13 protein-coding genes are annotated in these 16,377 nt (G+C 68.4%); 8 read left to right on the top strand and 5 right to left on the bottom strand.

All coding sequences use genetic code 11. The features are described from left to right. Nucleotides 1–38: 38 nt before the first annotated feature. Both alr and ACW175_RS10530 read left to right on the top strand, forming a co-directional pair. Complete coding sequence (gene alr / locus ACW175_RS10535; RefSeq protein ID WP_492104435.1) at nucleotides 39–1,136, top strand: alanine racemase; 1,098 nt, start codon at nucleotides 39–41, stop codon at nucleotides 1,134–1,136. Between the two features lie 40 nt (nucleotides 1,137–1,176). Then, on the top strand, nucleotides 1,177–3,354 hold the full coding sequence (locus ACW175_RS10530) for a DUF6311 domain-containing protein (RefSeq protein WP_492104434.1): 2,178 nt from the start codon (nucleotides 1,177–1,179) through the stop codon (nucleotides 3,352–3,354). Between the two features lie 10 nt (nucleotides 3,355–3,364). On the opposite strand, the gene ACW175_RS10525 is transcribed toward ACW175_RS10530, so the two are convergent. Continuing rightward, complete coding sequence (locus ACW175_RS10525) at nucleotides 3,365–3,979, bottom strand: hypothetical protein (protein WP_492104433.1); 615 nt, start codon at nucleotides 3,977–3,979, stop codon at nucleotides 3,365–3,367. A gap of 121 nt (nucleotides 3,980–4,100) precedes the next feature. Between ACW175_RS10525 and radA the strand changes: the two genes are divergently transcribed. The 6 genes from radA to ACW175_RS10495 all read left to right on the top strand — a co-directional run bounded on the left by radA (nucleotide 4,101) and on the right by ACW175_RS10495 (nucleotide 11,000). Next, nucleotides 4,101–5,483, top strand: coding sequence for a DNA repair protein RadA (gene radA, locus ACW175_RS10520; protein ID WP_492104432.1), 1,383 nt, complete (start codon nucleotides 4,101–4,103; stop codon nucleotides 5,481–5,483). Beyond that, nucleotides 5,480–6,097 carry a CvpA family protein gene (locus ACW175_RS10515; protein ID WP_492104431.1) on the top strand — a complete coding sequence of 206 codons (618 nt, stop codon included), beginning with the start codon at nucleotides 5,480–5,482 and terminating at the stop codon, nucleotides 6,095–6,097. Before radA ends, ACW175_RS10515 begins: the two co-directional genes overlap by 4 nt. After that, entirely contained in the window at nucleotides 6,094–7,593 is a 1,500-nt protein-coding gene (gene purF, locus ACW175_RS10510; RefSeq protein WP_492104430.1) for an amidophosphoribosyltransferase, read from the top strand. Before ACW175_RS10515 ends, purF begins: the two co-directional genes overlap by 4 nt. A 9-nt stretch (nucleotides 7,594–7,602) precedes the next feature. Next, nucleotides 7,603–8,592, top strand: coding sequence for a bile acid:sodium symporter family protein (locus ACW175_RS10505; protein ID WP_492104429.1), 990 nt, complete (start codon nucleotides 7,603–7,605; stop codon nucleotides 8,590–8,592). A gap of 48 nt (nucleotides 8,593–8,640) precedes the next feature. Further along, nucleotides 8,641–9,396 (top strand): SDR family NAD(P)-dependent oxidoreductase, encoded by a 756-nt coding sequence (locus ACW175_RS10500; protein WP_492104428.1) that lies wholly within the window; start codon nucleotides 8,641–8,643, stop codon nucleotides 9,394–9,396. Nucleotides 9,397–9,590: 194 nt separating this feature from the next. Beyond that, nucleotides 9,591–11,000, top strand: coding sequence for a methyl-accepting chemotaxis protein (locus tag ACW175_RS10495; RefSeq protein ID WP_492104427.1), 1,410 nt, complete (start codon nucleotides 9,591–9,593; stop codon nucleotides 10,998–11,000). A gap of 70 nt (nucleotides 11,001–11,070) precedes the next feature. Here ACW175_RS10495 and ACW175_RS10490 read toward each other — a convergent pair whose 3' ends face one another. The 4 genes from ACW175_RS10490 to ACW175_RS10475 form a co-directional block, all read right to left on the bottom strand. Then, the gene (locus tag ACW175_RS10490; protein WP_492104426.1) at nucleotides 11,071–12,177 is read right to left on the bottom strand and encodes a serine hydrolase domain-containing protein; all 1,107 of its coding nucleotides are present in this window, start codon (nucleotides 12,175–12,177) and stop codon (nucleotides 11,071–11,073) included. 90 nt (nucleotides 12,178–12,267) lie between these two features. After that, entirely contained in the window at nucleotides 12,268–14,043 is a 1,776-nt protein-coding gene (der, locus tag ACW175_RS10485; RefSeq protein ID WP_492104425.1) for a ribosome biogenesis GTPase Der, read from the bottom strand. Between the two features lie 145 nt (nucleotides 14,044–14,188). Next, nucleotides 14,189–15,619 carry a PQQ-like beta-propeller repeat protein gene (locus ACW175_RS10480; RefSeq protein WP_492104424.1) on the bottom strand — a complete coding sequence of 477 codons (1,431 nt, stop codon included), beginning with the start codon at nucleotides 15,617–15,619 and terminating at the stop codon, nucleotides 14,189–14,191. Next, a complete protein-coding gene (locus ACW175_RS10475) occupies nucleotides 15,616–16,377 on the bottom strand; it encodes a tetratricopeptide repeat protein (protein ID WP_492104423.1) in 762 nt (253 codons plus the stop codon). Before ACW175_RS10475 ends, ACW175_RS10480 begins: the two co-directional genes overlap by 4 nt.

The raw sequence follows: 16,377 nt of genomic DNA, 5'->3' as shown, positions 1-16,377 counted from the left end.
GCGTTGAACCCCCTGCCCGCGTCGGCTACGCCCCATCCGTGACCGACACCACCGACACCCGCATCACCATCGACCTTGACGCCCTGGCCGCCAACCATGCGGCCCTGCGCGCCCGCGCCGGCGGAGCCGAGGTGGCGCCGGCGGTCAAGGCCGACGGCTATGGACTGGGCGCGGCCCAGGTCGCCGACCGCCTGTGGGCCGAGGGCGCGCGGAGCTTCTATGTCGCCCGCCTGTCCGAGGGCGTGGCCCTTCGCGCTTCGCTGGGCGATCGTGACGCCGCCATCTATGTGCTCGACGGCGCCACGCCCGGTTCCGGCGACACGCTGGAGGGCGCGAAGCTGACGCCGGTGCTCAACAGCCTGCCCCAGGTCGAGGCCTGGAACGCCCAGGCGCGCGCGGGCCGCCTCAAGGCCGCCCTGCATGTCGACACCGGTATGAACCGCCTGGGCCTGCGCCCCGAAGAGCTGAAGGTGCTGGTCGGCGCCTTTGATCGGCTCAAGCGGCTCGATATCGAGCTCGTCGTCAGTCACCTGGCCTGCGCCGACGAGCCCGCCCATCCGTTGAACGCAACCCAGCTGGAACGCTTCCAGGAGGCCGTCGCCCTGCTGCCGAACGCCCGGCGCAGCCTGGCCAACTCGGCGGGGATCTTCCTGGGCGAGGCGTGGCGCTTCGATCAGGCTCGGCCGGGGATCAGCCTCTATGGCGGCGGCCCGGAAGGCCGGCCACATCCGGAGATCCGCGCCGTCGCAACGGTCGAGGCCCCGATCCTGCAAGTCCGCGTCGTGCCGCGCGGCGAAAGCATCGGCTACGGCGCCGGCTGGACGGCGACCGAGACCACGCGCGTGGCCATCATCGCGGCCGGCTATGCCGACGGCGTTCCGCGCGCCGCCTATCCGCGCGGGGCGGTCTGGTTCGACGGCGCTCGGCGGCCGATGCTGGGTCGCGTGTCCATGGATCTGATCGCCGTCGACATCACCGATTGCGACGCCGCCAGGCCCGGCGCGATGGTCGAATTGTTCGGTCCGAACCTGCCGATCGACGACGCGGCCGAGGCCGCCGCCACCACGGCCTACGAGCGTCTGACGCGATTGACGCTCCGCGCGACGCGCCGCTATGTGGGGCGGCGGAGCGGCTAGCGCTCAGCCTGAAATTGAGTTTCCGCCCGGGGGCGCGTTGATGTCGGACCTGTACGAAGAAGCCAAGCGCGCGCTGCTGACCGCCGCGCGCCAGGAGACGGGCTGGCGCTGGGTCGCCCTGGCCATCGTGGTCGCCGCCATCGGCCTCTTCCATCATCTGATCGGCTTCAAGCTGATCGGCGCCCATGCCGACTTCTGGCGCGCGCCGCACAACGACATGGCCACCATGCTAGCCGGCCAGGAGGCGGTCTTCCGCCAGGCCTGGCGCTTCCCGCTGGTCGTCACCGACCGCCTGCTGCACCCGACCCTGCTGTCTACGGTCTATACCGACAGCATCCCCTGGATGACGGTGGTGCTGAAGGTCACGGGCCTTTGGCATTGGCTGAACGGCCTGGGCCTGTTCTTCCTCGTGTCCTACGCTCTGCAGCCAGTGGCGATGATCGCCCTGCTCCGCGCCCTGGACGTCCGTCAGGTCGTGCTGCTGGCGACCGGCGCTCTGCTGGCCCTGCTGACGCCAGCCTTCCTGATGCGCCATGGCCACGTGGCCCTGAGCGGTCACTGGGTGGTGATCTTCGCCCTGGCCGCTGCTGTCGACAGCATTCGCCACGGCCTGACCTTGCGCCGCGCCGGCGTCTTCGCGGGCCTGGCGGCCCTGGCCATGGGCGTTCACGCCTATCACCTGCCGCCGATAGGCTTCTGCTTCGCCGCCGCCATGGCCTCGGAGATCGCCCAGAAGCGCCCGAAGGCCTGGCTGAGCTGCGCCAAGGCCGCGGGCCTTGTGCTGGGCGGCATGGTCCTGACCGCCATCTTGCTGGGCTACGGCGTCGGCCAGGGCGCGGGCGGCGGCAAGAGTCCGATCATCGGCTACTACTCGATGAACATCCTAGGCCCGATCCTGCCGCAGGGCTCGGCTCTGTTCGGCCAGACCTTCGAGGGCGGCTGGTTCAAGCAGACCCTGGATCCCAACGGCGGCCAGTGGTTCGAGGGCTACAACTACCTGGGCGCGGGCGTGCTCTTCACGACCGCCGCCGGCGTCTTCCTGTCGGTGCGCCACGGTTGGCTGCCGACGCCCGCTCACGTGTGGAGCCGCCGCTGGCTGCCGCTGGCCCTGGCCATGGTCGTGCTGACCGTCTGGGCCATCGGTCCCAACCCCTATCTGGCCCAGCGCCTGCTGTTCACCGGTCCGAAGCTGTCGGGAGTGTTCGAGTGGCTGAGCCTGTTCCGCGCCCATGGCCGCCTGTTCTGGGCCGCCGGTTATCTGCTGACCGCCGTCTCGATCGTGCAGATCGGCCGTTACGCCCGTCCCATCACCCTGCTGGCCATCGCCGCGATCGCCGTCGGCCTGCAATGGGGCGACAGCCACGAGATGCGGGCCGGCGTGCGCCACACCTTCAGCGAAGGCGCGCCGTCCTATCACCCGGTCGACCTCGAGAAATCGACGGTGCTGCACAACCGCCCCTGGGTGTTCGCTCCGACCTATTTCTGCGCCAACAACGTCATCGACCAGATGGAGATCTCGCAGCTGACCCTGGCGGCGGTGCGCACCGGCGGAACGTCGAACAGCGCCTCCACGGCCCGCGACCAGGGCATCGCGTGCCAGACGCCGGAAGACCTGTTCAAGGTCGCCGCGCCCAATGATCCGCGCATCACCGTGGTCATGGAAGAGAGCGCCGGCGCGGAGTACGGCCGCTTCACCCAGCGCACGGATTGCCACCGCTTCCTGCGCGGGCTGATGTGCGGCCAGGGGCTGGACAAGGTTCCGGGCCTGACCGAGATCGCGCCCTACGTCCCGAACGGCAGCCGCGTGCTGGCGACGGCTTACTTCGACAAGGGCGTCAATCCGCCGGAACTGGTCTCCGGCTGGTCCGGCGCGGACCCGAAGGGCGTCTGGTCCAACGGCCCGCACTCGACCATGACCGTCGACGTCCCCGGCATCGCGCCCGGCGCGCCGCTGATCGTCGAGCTGCACGCCATGAGCTTCACGACGCCGCCATCGGTGATGCAGAAGATCGAGGTGTCGGTAAAGGGCCGCAAGCTGGTCACCTGGAATGTCGAGAGGGCCAACTGGCGACCGTATCGCGTCAGCGTTCCGGCCGACCTCGTCACGCCGGGCCAGCCTCTGACGATCGACTACACGATCGGCGCTCCCATGCCCTCGACGCCCGAGGACCAGCGCAGGATCGGCTTGGGCGTCGAGAAGGTGATCATCAGCCAGTAGGCGTCGCGCGCTACGGGGCCGCCAACGCCCGTAGCCGCGCGGCGTTGACCGTCTCGACGGCCGCCTTCAGCACGGCGGCGCTGTCGGCGGCGCCATCGGCCACGATGCTGTAGCGGTCGGCGGCGACAACGGCGTAGCGGCCCTTCTTCGCGGTTTCGTCCCACTGCTCGGTGACGGCGTGGCCGGCGGCCGTGGTTACGGTTTCATAGCCGGTGGCCGTGCGACGGGTGCTGTACGCGCCGACCGCGTCGTCGCTGGCGCCCACCGAACCGATCGCGCCCATGTCCACGAACTCGATTGTGAAGCTCGCCGCGCCCTTGACGTAGCGCGCGCTGACCGTGGTCATGCCTGGCTCCGTCCCGGCCTGGGTCCGCACATCGGTGCGCGCGAAGCCGCCGACCGTGGCCGGCAGCAAGGCCGGCAGGCTGGCCGGCGCCAGGGGCTTCGTTCCCTTCACCGCCGCCCTCTCGGCGCGGGCGGAGTCCTTCTGCAACTGGCCGACCGTAACCTCGCCGCCATTGACCTCGACGCGCGCCGAGGCGTCCGGGTCCTTCGACTGGGAGCGCCCGCAGGCCGCCAGGGCCGCCGTCGCCAGGATCGCCACGCCCAAGGCCCTATTCCACATGGTCTCGCTCCTCGACATTCGCCCTATACAAACGCATCGGCTCACAGCTTGGCTGCGTCCGGCTTTGGCGCAGCGGCCCGCCACCCTGTAGTCTCCCGCTATCCGAGAATCAGGAGACCTCATGGCCCGCGACGGCGCCGTCTACGCCTGCCAGTCCTGTGGCGCGGTCCAGACCAAGTGGTCCGGACAGTGCCCTGCCTGCCAGAGCTGGAACACCCTGGTCGAGGAGGTCGGCGCCAAGCCGCCCGGCGCCCTGTCATCGACCAAGGCCACCCGCGTGCGCGGCCTGCAGTTCACGGGCTTGCAGAGCGACACCGCCCCGCCCCCGCGCATCATGACGGGCGTCGACGAGTTCGACCGCGTCTGCGGCGGCGGCGTGGTGCCGGGCTCGGCCATCCTGATCGGCGGCGACCCGGGCGTGGGCAAGTCGACCCTGCTGCTCCAGGTCTGCGCCAGCGCCGCCCTGCGCGGTGTCTCCTGCGCCTATATCTCGGGCGAGGAAGCCGTCGAGCAGATCCGCGGCCGCGCCGACCGCATGGACCTCGCCCAGGCCAATGTCAGCCTGGCCGCCGAGACCTCGCTGCGTGACATCCTGGACGGCCTGAAACGCGACAACTTCGATCTCGTGGTCATCGACTCGATCCAGACGATGTGGAGCGATGCGCACGAGGCCGGGCCCGGCACCGTCACCCAGGTCCGCGCCTGCGCCACCGAACTGGTGCGCCTGGCCAAGAAGAAGGGCGTGGCGATCCTGCTGGTCGGCCACGTCACCAAGGATGGGCAGATCGCCGGTCCCCGCGTGGTCGAGCACCTGGTCGACGCCGTCCTGGCCTTCGAAGGCGAGCGTGGCTATCCGTTCCGCATCCTGCGCGGGGCCAAGAACCGCTTCGGGGCCACCGACGAGATCGGCGTCTTCGAGATGGGCGACGTCGGCCTTCGCGAGGTCAAGAACCCCTCGGCCCTGTTCCTCAACGAGGGCGGGGAACGCTCGGCCGGCGCGGCGGTGTTCGCCGGCATCGAAGGCTCGCGGCCCGTCCTGGTGGAATTCCAGGCCCTGGTCGCGCCTTCCGCGTATGGGACGCCGCGCCGCGCCGTGGTCGGATGGGACTCCGGACGCCTCGCCATGGTCCTGGCGATCCTGGAATCCCGATGCGGCCTTGGTTTTGGCGATAAGGACGTCTATCTGAACGTCGCTGGCGGCATCCGGATCACGGAGCCGGCGGCGGATCTCGCGGCGGCGGCGGCCCTGGCCTCCTCCGCTCTGGACGTCGCCCTGCCCCAGGACTGCGTCGTGTTCGGCGAGCTCAGCCTGTCGGGTGAAGTACGGCCCGTCAGCCGGATGGAGACGCGTTTGAAGGAAGCCGCGAAACTGGGATTTGGCCGGGCCCTCGGCCCGCTCTCGGGTCTTCCCGAAGGCGGCGGAGCCCTGCCGGTCGCGGGCGTCGCCCGTGTCGCGGACGCCGTCCGCCGCATCGGCGACGAGATCTGGAGCAGCCTGACGTGACGCCGTTCGACATCATCGCCGGGCTGCTGCTGCTGGTCTCCGCCCTCACCGGCTGGACGCGCGGCGCCTCGCGGGAGCTGACCTCGGCCCTGTCGTTCATCATCGCCGCCGCCATCTCGTTGTTCGGCCTGCGCATTTCGGGTCCGATCTTCCGCGGCCTCATGGACCCGGACTGGGCCGCCACGGCCGCCGCGATCGTGGTGGTGTTCGTCGTCTTTTTCCTGATCATTCGCCTGATCGGCGGCCAACTCACCGCCGGCCTGCACGAGACCTCGGCTGGCACGCTGGACCGCGCGGTCGGCGCGACCTTCGGCGTGATCCGGGCCGTGGTCATCCTGGGCGTCTTCAACCTGCTGCTGCACCTGGCGACGCCGCCGGACCGCATGCCGCACTGGGTCCAGGATTCGATGTTCTATCCCTTGTCCGAAGCCAGCGGCACGGTGCTCAAGGTCTTCGCCCCGAAGGGCAAGGCCCTGGCCGGCAAGCTGGCCCCCGCGATCAAGGAAGCCGTTCATGAGGGCGGCGACAATACGTCCGGCGAGAAGTCGTCGGATAAAGGCTATGATGATGACCAGCGTCGGAAGCTCGACGACCTGGTGGAGAAATCACGATGACCTTCCTGGGCCAGTCGACCGACCGCTATTCCTCGTCGCCGTGGCGCGATCCCGAGGACGACACCCTGCGCCTGGAATGCGGCGTATTCGGCGTGTTCGGCGTGCGTGACGCCGCCGCCATCGCGGCGCTGGGCCTGCACGCCCTGCAGCACCGCGGCCAGGAAGCCTGCGGCATCGCCGCCTACGACGGCGCCCGCTTCCACACCGAACGCCACATGGGCCACGTCGGCGACGCCTTCACCGGCGCTGACCTCGTCCAGCGCCTGCCGGGCGCCCTGGCCATCGGCCACACCCGCTACTCCACCGCCGGCGGCGCGGGCATCCGCAACGTCCAGCCGATGTTCGCCGATCTGGAAACCGGCGGCGTGGCCATCGCCCACAACGGCAATCTGACCAACTTCCTGACCCTGCGCGAGCGCCTTGTGCAGGAAGGCGCGATCTTCCAGTCGACCTCGGACTCCGAGGTGATCCTTCACCTGATCGCCCGTTCGCGGAAGGCAAAGATCGTCGACCGCTTCGTCGACGCCGTCGGCCAGATCGAAGGCGGCTACGCCCTGGTGGCCATCACCAACAAGAAGATGATCGGCCTGCGCGACCCGCTGGGCATCCGCCCGCTGGTGCTTGGCGACCTGGAAGGCAAACCCGTCCTGGCGTCCGAGACCTGCGCCCTCGACATGATCGGCGCCCGCTTCGTGCGCGACATCGAGCACGGCGAGATGGTGGTGATCGAGGAGACCGGCATCACCTCGACCAAGCCGTTCCAGACCCAGGCCGCGCGCCCCTGCGTGTTCGAGTATGTCTATTTCGCCCGTCCCGACAGCGTCGTGAACGGTCGCTCGGTCTATGGCGTGCGCAAGCGCATGGGCCGCAACCTCGCCAAGGAAACCGGCGTCGAGGCCGATGTCGTGGTGCCGGTGCCGGACTCGGGCGTGCCCGCGGCCCTGGGCTTCGCCCAGGAGAGCGGCATCCCGTTCGAGATGGGCATCATCCGCAACCACTATGTGGGCCGCACCTTCATCCAGCCGACCCAGGGCGTGCGCGAACTTGGCGTGCGCATGAAGCACAGCCCCAATCGCGCCATCCTGGCCGGCAAGCGCGTTGTCCTGATCGACGACTCGATCGTGCGCGGCACCACCTCGCTGAAGATCGTCCGCATGGTCCGCGAGGCCGGCGCCACCGAGGTTCACCTCCGCTCGGCCAGCCCGCCGATCAAGTGGCCCGACTTCTACGGCATCGACATGCCCGAGCGCGAACAGCTGCTGGCGGCCAACAAGTCGTTGGAAGAGATGGCCAAGTTCCTGGAAGTGGACAGCCTGGGCTTCCTCTCGGTCGAGGGTCTGTACGACGCCCTGGAGGCAGGCCCGCGCGATCCGGCCGCCCCGCAGTTCACCGACCACTACTTCACTGGCGACTATCCGACCCGCCTGACGGATCGTGAAATCGCCGAAGGCCGCAACGAGACCAACGACAAGCAGCTTTCGCTGCTCAGCGCCTAAGTCTTTTACGTGACCCTGAAGAGCGTTCTCGACAAGCTGAAGCTCGAGCCGTACGTCCTCGCCCTGTTCGGCATGGTCGTGCTGGCCTCGATCCTGCCCGTGCGTGGCGAGGCCGCGCACGGCCTGAACATCGTCGTCAAGCTGGCCATCGCCCTGCTGTTCTTCCTGCACGGGGCCAAGCTGTCGCGCGACAACGTGGTGGCGGGCCTCACCCATTGGCGGCTGCACCTGCTGATCCTGGCCTTCACCTTCGTGATGTTCCCGATCCTGGGCTTGCTGGCCAGCAAGCTCAACTTGCTGCCGCCGACCCTGGCCGCGGGAATCCTGTTCCTGTGCTGCCTGCCCTCCACGGTGCAGTCATCGATCGCGTTCACCTCGATCGCACGCGGCAATGTCGCGGCGGCCGTCGTGGCGGCCAGCGCCTCGAACCTGTTCGGGATCTTCATCACCCCGGTTCTGGTCAGCCTGCTGATGCATACCCAGGGCGGCGCCTCGGGCGGCTGGAAGTCGGTGCAGGACATCGTCGTCCAGCTTCTCCTGCCGTTCATCGCCGGCCAGCTGGCCCGCCCCCTGATCGCCAGGTGGATCGAGCGCCACAAGCAGCTGATCGGCTATGTCGACCGCGGCTCGATCCTGCTGGTCGTCTACGCTGCCTTCAGCGAGGCCGTGGTCGGCGGCATCTGGCACAAGATCTCGCCGCTGCAGCTGGCGATCCTGCTGGCGGTGTGCGGCGTTCTGCTGGCTGTCGTGCTGGCCGCCACCACCTTCGGCGCCCGCGCCCTTGGCTTTTCGCCCGAGGACGAGAGGGCCATCACCTTCTGCGGCTCCAAGAAGAGCCTGGCCACCGGCGTGCCGATGGCGGGCATCCTGTTCCCCGGTCCCACGGCGGGGATCATCGTCCTGCCGCTGATGATCTTCCACCAGATCCAGCTGATGGCCTGTTCGGTCATCGCCCAGCACTACGCCCGGAAAATCGCGGAGCAGGAGATGCGAGCTTAAGGGCTTGCCCCGGTTTCCGTCCGCCCTCGTCTGTTCTAGAACCCGCCCATGACTTCCGACTCCCAAAAGCCGCTGGCCGGCCGCATCGCCCTCGTCACCGGCGCCACGCGCGGCATCGGCGGCGCGGTCGCCCTTGGCCTGGCCCAGGCCGGCGCTCACGTGATCGCGGTGGGCCGCACCCAAGGCGCCCTGGAGGCCCTGGACGACTCCATCCTGGAAGCGACCGGCGAGCGCGCCACCCTCGTCCCGCTGGACCTCCGCGAGCCCGACGGCCTGGACCACCTGGGCGCGGCCATCCATCAGCGTTGGGGCAAGCTCGACATCGTGGTCGGCGCGGCCGGCCTGCTGGGTCCGCTCACGCCGGTGAGCCACCTGGAGCCGAAGGGCTGGGACATGATCCTGTCCACCAACCTGACGGCCAACTGGCGCCTGATCCGCGCCATGGATCCGCTGCTGCGCGCGTCGGACGCCGGCCGGGCGCTGTTCTTCTCCAGCAGCGTGGCCAAGACCCGTCCGGCCTTCTGGGGCGCCTACGCGGCCACCAAGGCGGCCCTGGAAGCCATTGTCGACGTCTATGCCGACGAGATGGAGAACACCCCCGTCCGCGCCCTGTGCGTCGATCCCGGCGCGATGCGCACCCGGATGCGCTCGGGCGCGTTCCCCGGCGAGGATCCCCGGACCGTTCCAGCGCCCGAGACCATCGTGCCGTTCGTCATCGACCTGGTCCGCCCTGACCGCGAACCGCCCAAGGGTGTGGTTCGCTTCAAGGATCGCGGCCAGGAAGCGCCTAGCGTCGACGCTTGAGACGCACCCCGCGATCCACTCAGATGTCGACTACTATTCCACAGATAACCGTCTGAGTTGTGGCTATTTGAATTACTATTGAAGCGCCAATTCCGAGGATGAACTCTTCGCACATCAGCGATGGGTTAGCGCTTATTTAACCGGCTGCCCGCGACATCGTGCCACACGGCGAACATGCCGTTTGGAGTTCGCAGATGGCGTTGTTTTCCCGCGGCCGTGACACTGGTGGCGTCGCAGCTCGGATCGCCGATCTCGAAGGCATTGTGGGCGCTATCCAGCGGTCCCAGGCGGTCATCGAGTTCGATCTCGACGGCACTATCATTACCGCCAACGAGAATTTCCTGAGAACGCTTGGCTACCCCCTGAGCGAGATCAAGGGCCGGAAGCACAGCCTTTTTGTCGATGAAGTCTACGCCGCGAGCAACGACTATCGGGAATTCTGGCGCCGCCTGAACGCGGGTGAGTTCTTCGCGGACAAGTACAAGCGCATCGGCAAGGGCGGCAAGGAGGTCTGGATCCAGGCCTCCTATAATCCCGTCTTCGACAAGACCGGCAAGCCGGTGAAGATCATCAAGTTCGCCTCCGACATCACCGCCATCGAGACCGAGCGCCATCAGGTCGAGGCCGAGCGCAAGGCCGTGCAGGACGAGCAGGAACACGTCGTGTCGGCGCTGGCCGACAGCCTGACCCGCCTGGCGCGGGGCGACCTGACCGCCAGCATCGAGGCCCAGTTCACCGGGCGGTACGCCCGGTTGAAAAACGACTTCAACAGCGCCATCGACAGCCTGAAAGAGGCCATGGACGGGATCGCCGACGCGACCCGAGGCATGGAGAGCGGTTCCAACGAGATCGCCAGCGCCGCGAGCGATCTGTCCAAGCGCACCGAGCAGCAGGCCGCCAGCCTGGAAGAGACAGCCGCGGCGCTCGACGAAATCACCGTCACGATCCGCCGCAGCGCCGATGGCGCCAAGCTGGCCTCGTCCGCGGCCTCGGCCGCCCGCGCCGACGCCGACCGTTCCGGCGAGGTCGTCCGCGAGGCCGTCAGCGCGATGGGCGAGATCGAAAAGTCCTCGGGCCAGATCACCCAGATCATCGGCGTCATCGACGAGATCGCCTTCCAGACCAACCTGCTGGCCCTCAACGCCGGGGTCGAAGCCGCCCGCGCGGGCGAAGCGGGTCGCGGTTTCGCCGTCGTCGCCCAGGAAGTCCGGGCCTTGGCCCAGCGCTCGGCCGACGCCGCCAAGGAGATCAAGAACCTGATCGCCAATTCGACCGCCCAGGTCGAGCGCGGCGTACGCCTGGTCGGAGACACCGGCGCGGCGCTCAGCGACATCGTCGGCAGGGTTGGCGAGATCCACGGCCTGATCCGCGAGATCGCGGAGTCGTCCCAGGAACAGGCCACGGGCCTGAACCAGGTCAACGCCGCGGTCAACCAGATGGATCAGGTCACCCAGCAGAACGCCGCCATGGTCGAGCAGGCCACGGCCGCGTCGGCGTCGCTGCGGAGCGAGGCCCGGAATCTTGCCCGCCAGGTATCGCGGTTCCAGACCGGACGAAGCTTCGCGCGTCGTCCAGAGCCGACGCGTGGCCACGCCATCCGGTGACGGAGCCGCGCACGCCCATCAAAGCCTCCATCCGCAAGGGCGGTCGCCCGACGGCGAATTGGCGGGAATTCTAAGGGCGTAGCTGCCTCAGCAGCAGGTTCGCCGTGGCCGTGGCCGAGCCGTCTCCGGTCAGGGCGGCGGCCACGATCGCCTTGTCCCTGACCGAATAGGCCACGACGGCGCTGGCGCCCGGCGTTCCGCCCAGATGTCCTAGCCAAAGGCTCTTCGAGCCGTCGGCCTCGGGGACCTCGATGACCATGGCGCCCAGGCCGTAGAAGCTGCCTGCGTCGAACATCGGGTAGAGCTGGTCGAACATCGCCGTCAGCGTCTCCTGCTTCAGCAGCTTGCCGCCCAAAAGCGCCGCCCACACCCGGGCCATGTCCTCGGCCGAACCCACGGCGCCGCCCGCCGCGCCGGCCCAGGCGGGCTCGATCGGAGCCTCCTTGGCCGAGACCAGCTTGGCGACGTCCTCGGCCTTGTCGCCGTCGGCCAGCATCCGCAGCGACTTCAAGCCGAGCGGCTTGACGATCCGCGCCTCGACGGCGGCCTGCCAGGACTGGCCGTCGACCGTCTCGATCACCTTGCCCAGCAGGGCGTAGCCGGTGTTGGAATAACGCCAGCGCTCGCCGGGACAGGACATGGCCCCATGGCGGGCGATGATCTTCAGATCCTCGTCCAGGCTGTGAGCGCGGCGCTGGGCGCGGGCCTTCAGATCCTCGTTGGCGCTGAAAAGGCCGCCGGTGTGAGCCAGCAGGTCGCGGAGGGTCACCACGTCACCGTTGGGCACGCCGGCGACATACTTCGAGATCGGATCTTCCAGCTTGAGCTTGCCGGCCTCGGCCAACTGCAGGACGACGACGGCCACCAGGCTCTTGCCGGCGCTGGCCCAGAACAGCATCGGAGGCTGCTCGCCGCTGTCGGTGCGCGTCCAGGTCCCCTTGCCGGGGATCAGCACGGCGGCGGTCAGGGCCGGCGCGTTGGTCGCGGCCTTGGCCCGGGCGAAAGCCGCCTCCAGACGCGCGACGGTTTCGGGATCGAGCGGAGCCTTAGGGACCTCGGCCAGCAACGGCGGCGCGACGGCGGCGCGCAGCGGCGGCCCGGCATAGGTCACCGCACTGGTGCAGACCACGGGCTTGTAGTCAGCCGCCGACGCCGCCACCGGCAGCGCCATCAACATCAACGTCAGCCCCCAGCCTCGACCTAAGCTTCGCATCGCCGTCCCTCCACGTTCCGCCCATAAGGCTGAACGCGTATGGCGAAGTTTAGGCTAGCGCTTGGTGCGGCCCGGACCGGTGTTGCCCCGGACGGTGCGCGCGCCGGACACCGGACGCTTGGGTCCCGCCGCCTTGCCGCCGGCGGCCTTGGCGCCGACCTTGTAGCTGGGCGTGGTTGAGACCTTTTTCTGGACCTTGGGACCCAGCTTCTTGACCGACTTGACCGCGGCCTTGCCGGGCTCGACGGCCCCGACGTCCTTGGGCGCGCCCTCGACAGCCAGAGCGGCCTTGGCCGACGCCGCCGGAGCCTTCTTCTTGACCGGCTTGGCCTCGCGGGGGTCGGGCAGGCCCGCCTCGATCGCGGCCTTGGCGGCCGCTTCGTCGGCGATGCGCTTGGACTTCTTGACCGTGTTGCGCGAGGCGCGGATGCGCTCCTCCTCGCGTTCGCGACGCTCGAATTCCCGCTTGCCCCGGCCGCTGTGGCCCTTGGCCTCGCCGTCGGCATAGGGGTTGGCGCCCGACTTGATGGTGATGCGCAGCGGCACCCCCGGCAGGTCGAAGCTCTCCCGCAAGGAATTGATCAGATAGCGCCGATAGTGGTCGGGCATCTGGTCGGCGCGGCTGGAGAACAGCACGAACGTCGGCGGGCGGGCCTTGGTCTGGGCCATATATTTGGGCTTCACGCGGCGGCCGCTGACGGCGGGCGGCGGGTGGCGCTGCATGGCCATCTGCAGCCAGTCGTTCAGGTCGCGGGTCTTGACCTTGGTCGACCAGTCCTTGTGGATCTTCAGCACGGCCGGCATCAGCTTGTTGACGCCGCTGCCGGTTTCGCCCGACAGCGCCACCACCGGCGCGCCGCGCACCTGGGGCAGCATGCGCTCGGCGTGCTCGCGGAAGGCGGCCAGGGTCGCGGCCTGATCCTCGATCAGGTCCCACTTGGCCAGCACGAACACCAGGGCCCGCCCTTCCCGCTCGGTCAGGTCGGCGATCTGCAGGTCCTGGATCTCGAACGGGTGGGTGGCGTCCATCACCAGCACCACGACCTCGGCGAAGGTGATGGCGCGGATGGTGTCCTGAGTGGAGAGCTTTTCCAGCTTCTCCTGCACCTTGGCCTTCTTGCGCAGGCCGGCGGTGTCGACCAGGCGGACCTTCTTGTCGCCCCAGATCCAGTCGACCGAGATCGAATCGCGGGTGATGCCGGCCTCCGGGCCGGTCAGCAGGCGTTGCTCGCCGATCAGGCGGTTGATCAGGGTGGACTTGCCGGCGTTCGGGCGGCCGACGATGGCCAGACGGATGGGCTTGTCCTCGTCGTCCTCTTCGTCGGAATACTGATCCTCGGGGACAGCCTCCAGCATGGCGGCGTAGAGCTCGGCCATGCCTTCGCCATGTTCGCCCGAGATCGGGATCGGCTCGCCCAGGCCCAGCTTGTAGGCCTCGCCGATGCCCGACTGGCCGGCTTTGCCCTCGGCCTTGTTGGCGGCGATGATCACCGGCTTGCCGCGACGGCGCAGCAGGGCGGCGAACACCTCGTCCAGCGGCGTCACGCCTTCGCGCGCGTCGTAGATGAACAGCGAGAGGTCGGCTTCTTCGATCGCCAACTCGGTCTGGGCGCGCATCCGCGCCTCCAGGCTCTCGTCGGCGACGTCCTCGAAGCCAGCGGTGTCGATCAGATGCAGGTCGAGGTCGCCCAGGCGGCCGTCGGCGTAGCGGCGGTCACGGGTGACGCCCGGCTGGTCGTCGACGATGGCCAGCTTCTTGCCGGCCAGACGGTTGAACAGCGTGGACTTGCCCACATTGGGGCGGCCGACGATGGCGAGTTTCAAAGGCATAGGGCGTCCAGTAGTCGATTTTCGCCCAAGTCGCAAAACGCGCCCGCGAAAGGCGCTGGAAAAGCGAACGCCCGGGCCAGCTTTCGCGGACCCGGGCTCAAGAGCGTTTCAAGTTGTCGAGCGAGCCCGAAAGCCCGCATCAGGCTTAGCGGATGGCGACCAGCTCCGCCTCGTCGGTGACGAGGTAGATCATGTCGCCGACCGCGATCGGGTTGATCAGCACCGAAGCGCCGATCTTCAGGGTCTTTTCCTTGACGCCGGTCTTGGCGTTCAGAGCGACGGCTTCACCGGTGCTGGACACCGTGATCAGGCGGCCATTGGCCAGGATCGGGGTCGACCAAAGGATCGGGTGCTTGGCGCGCTTCTTCTTCTGCTTCTTGGACAGGGCCTCGGTGTTGTTGAGGTCCTGGATCCAGTAGACCGAGCCGTTCTCGCGCGAGACGCAGATCACCTGGCCGGCCTTGTCGACCACATAGACGACGTCGCCGGACACCCATGGGGTGGTGATGGCGGTGACCGGCAGGCTCCAGCGGGCCTGGCCCGAGCGCAGGTCGGTGGCGGCGAAGACGCCCGAGTGGCTGACGGCGAAGACGTCGCCCTTGTAGATCACCGGGCGGCCCGGGATGTCGCGGATTTCCGACAGCGCGTTGGTGCGGCTGGCGCGGCTCAGGGCCTCGCTCCACAAGTCGTTGCCGTTGGTCGCGCGCAGGGCCACCAGTTCGCCCGAGGCGAAGCCGGCCACGACGGTGTCGCCGCTGACAGCGGGGGTCGAGGCGGCCAGAATGCGCGCCGGTTCGCTGAGGGCCTGGTAGGTCCAACCCGGCGCGCCGGTAGCGGCGTCGAAGGTCAGCAGTTCGTTGTCGGTCGAGACCACGAACACCCGGCCGTCGGCGACGGTTGGCGCGGCGTGGATCGGGGTGGTGACCTGCTGCGTCCAGTTCAGATTGCCCGAGGCGGCGTCGATCTGGGCCACGAAGCGGAAGCCCGAGGCGACATAGAGCTTGTTGTCGGCGCCGACGGCGAGGCCGCCGCCGAAGCCCGTGCGGTCATTCTTCTTGGGCAGCAAGCCCATGAAGCCCGCCTTCTTGATCGAACCGGCGGCCGGACGCAGGTCCTTGCGCCAGATCTGCGAACCCGATTTGGCGTCGATCGCCACGACATCGGCCTCGCCGTCCATCACGAAGATGCGGCCCTCGGCCGAAACCGGCGGCGCGGTGACGTGGAAGGTCTTGCCGCTCTTCTTGCCGAAGCCCTTCTTCCAGGCGATCTGGAAGTCCTTGCCGGCGTCGACGTGCTCGATCGACTGCTCGGCGTTGCCGCCGGGCAGTCGCCATTCAGTCTGCGCGACCGGTTCAGGCAGGAAGAAGTCGGCGCCCTTCAGCGATTCATTGGCCTCGACCTTCTGGTCGAAGGCGATGATCGAGATGCGCTGACCCTGGCTGGCGGTGGACTTGTTCTTGTCCTTGCCGTGGAACGGATTGAGCTTCGAAACCGTCGAGCAGCCGGTGACGGCCATGGACGCCGACATCAGCGCGACCAGGGCGACGGAACGCTTGGAGATCATCAGGCGGCTCATTGGGCGTTAGGGGCGGCTTGCGGCGCGAGGCCCGCGGGCAGTTGGCTCATCGGCGGCATGGGCGGCAGAGCGGCGGCGGCCTTCACCGCGGCGGCCAGGTCCTTGGCGGTGCCCGAGTCGATCAGCTGCATCGCCGCCTGGGCGCGCTGGCGCACCTCTTCGGACGTGCTGCTGTCCAGCGAATTGGCCAGGATCACGAAATCTCCGCGCGCGCCCTTCAGGTCGCCGGCCTGCAGCTTTGCGAAGGCCAGCGCTTCCTTGGCGTACACGCGGTACGGACTCTTTTCCCCCGCCAACGGCGTCAACCTCGACTCAAGATCCTTGTAGGGAGCCGTGTCCATCAGGGCGAAGGCGGATTTGAGGCGGGCTAGGTCGCCCAGCAGGACATTCGGCGCGGCCTTGGCGGCCTCGTCGAAATAGCCGATGGCCTCCTTGGTCTTGTTTTCTTCCAGGCGGATGTCGCCCATCTGCAGCAAGGCCAGGGCCTTGTAGCCCTGGGCGCCGCTGTCGGCGACGGCCTTGAACTGGCCAAAAGCGCTGGCTGGACCCTGCTTCTGGGCGGCTTCCAGCGCGGCCTGGTAGCCTTCCGAGGCCTTGTTGGCCTGGGTGGTCTGGTGCGAGGTCCAGCCCCAGTAGCCGCCTACGCCGATCACCACGGCCGCAACGGCCGCCGCTACGAACGGCAGCGACTTCACCGCCAGCGTACGATAGCGCTCCGAGCGAAGCTGTTCTTCGACTTCGTCAAAAACATCGACCAC

The sequence above is a fragment of the Caulobacter sp. FV1ye6ST genome, assembly GCF_058681225.1.
Note: the sequence above shows the minus strand (reverse complement) of the source record. Positions and strands in the feature narration are given on the sequence as shown.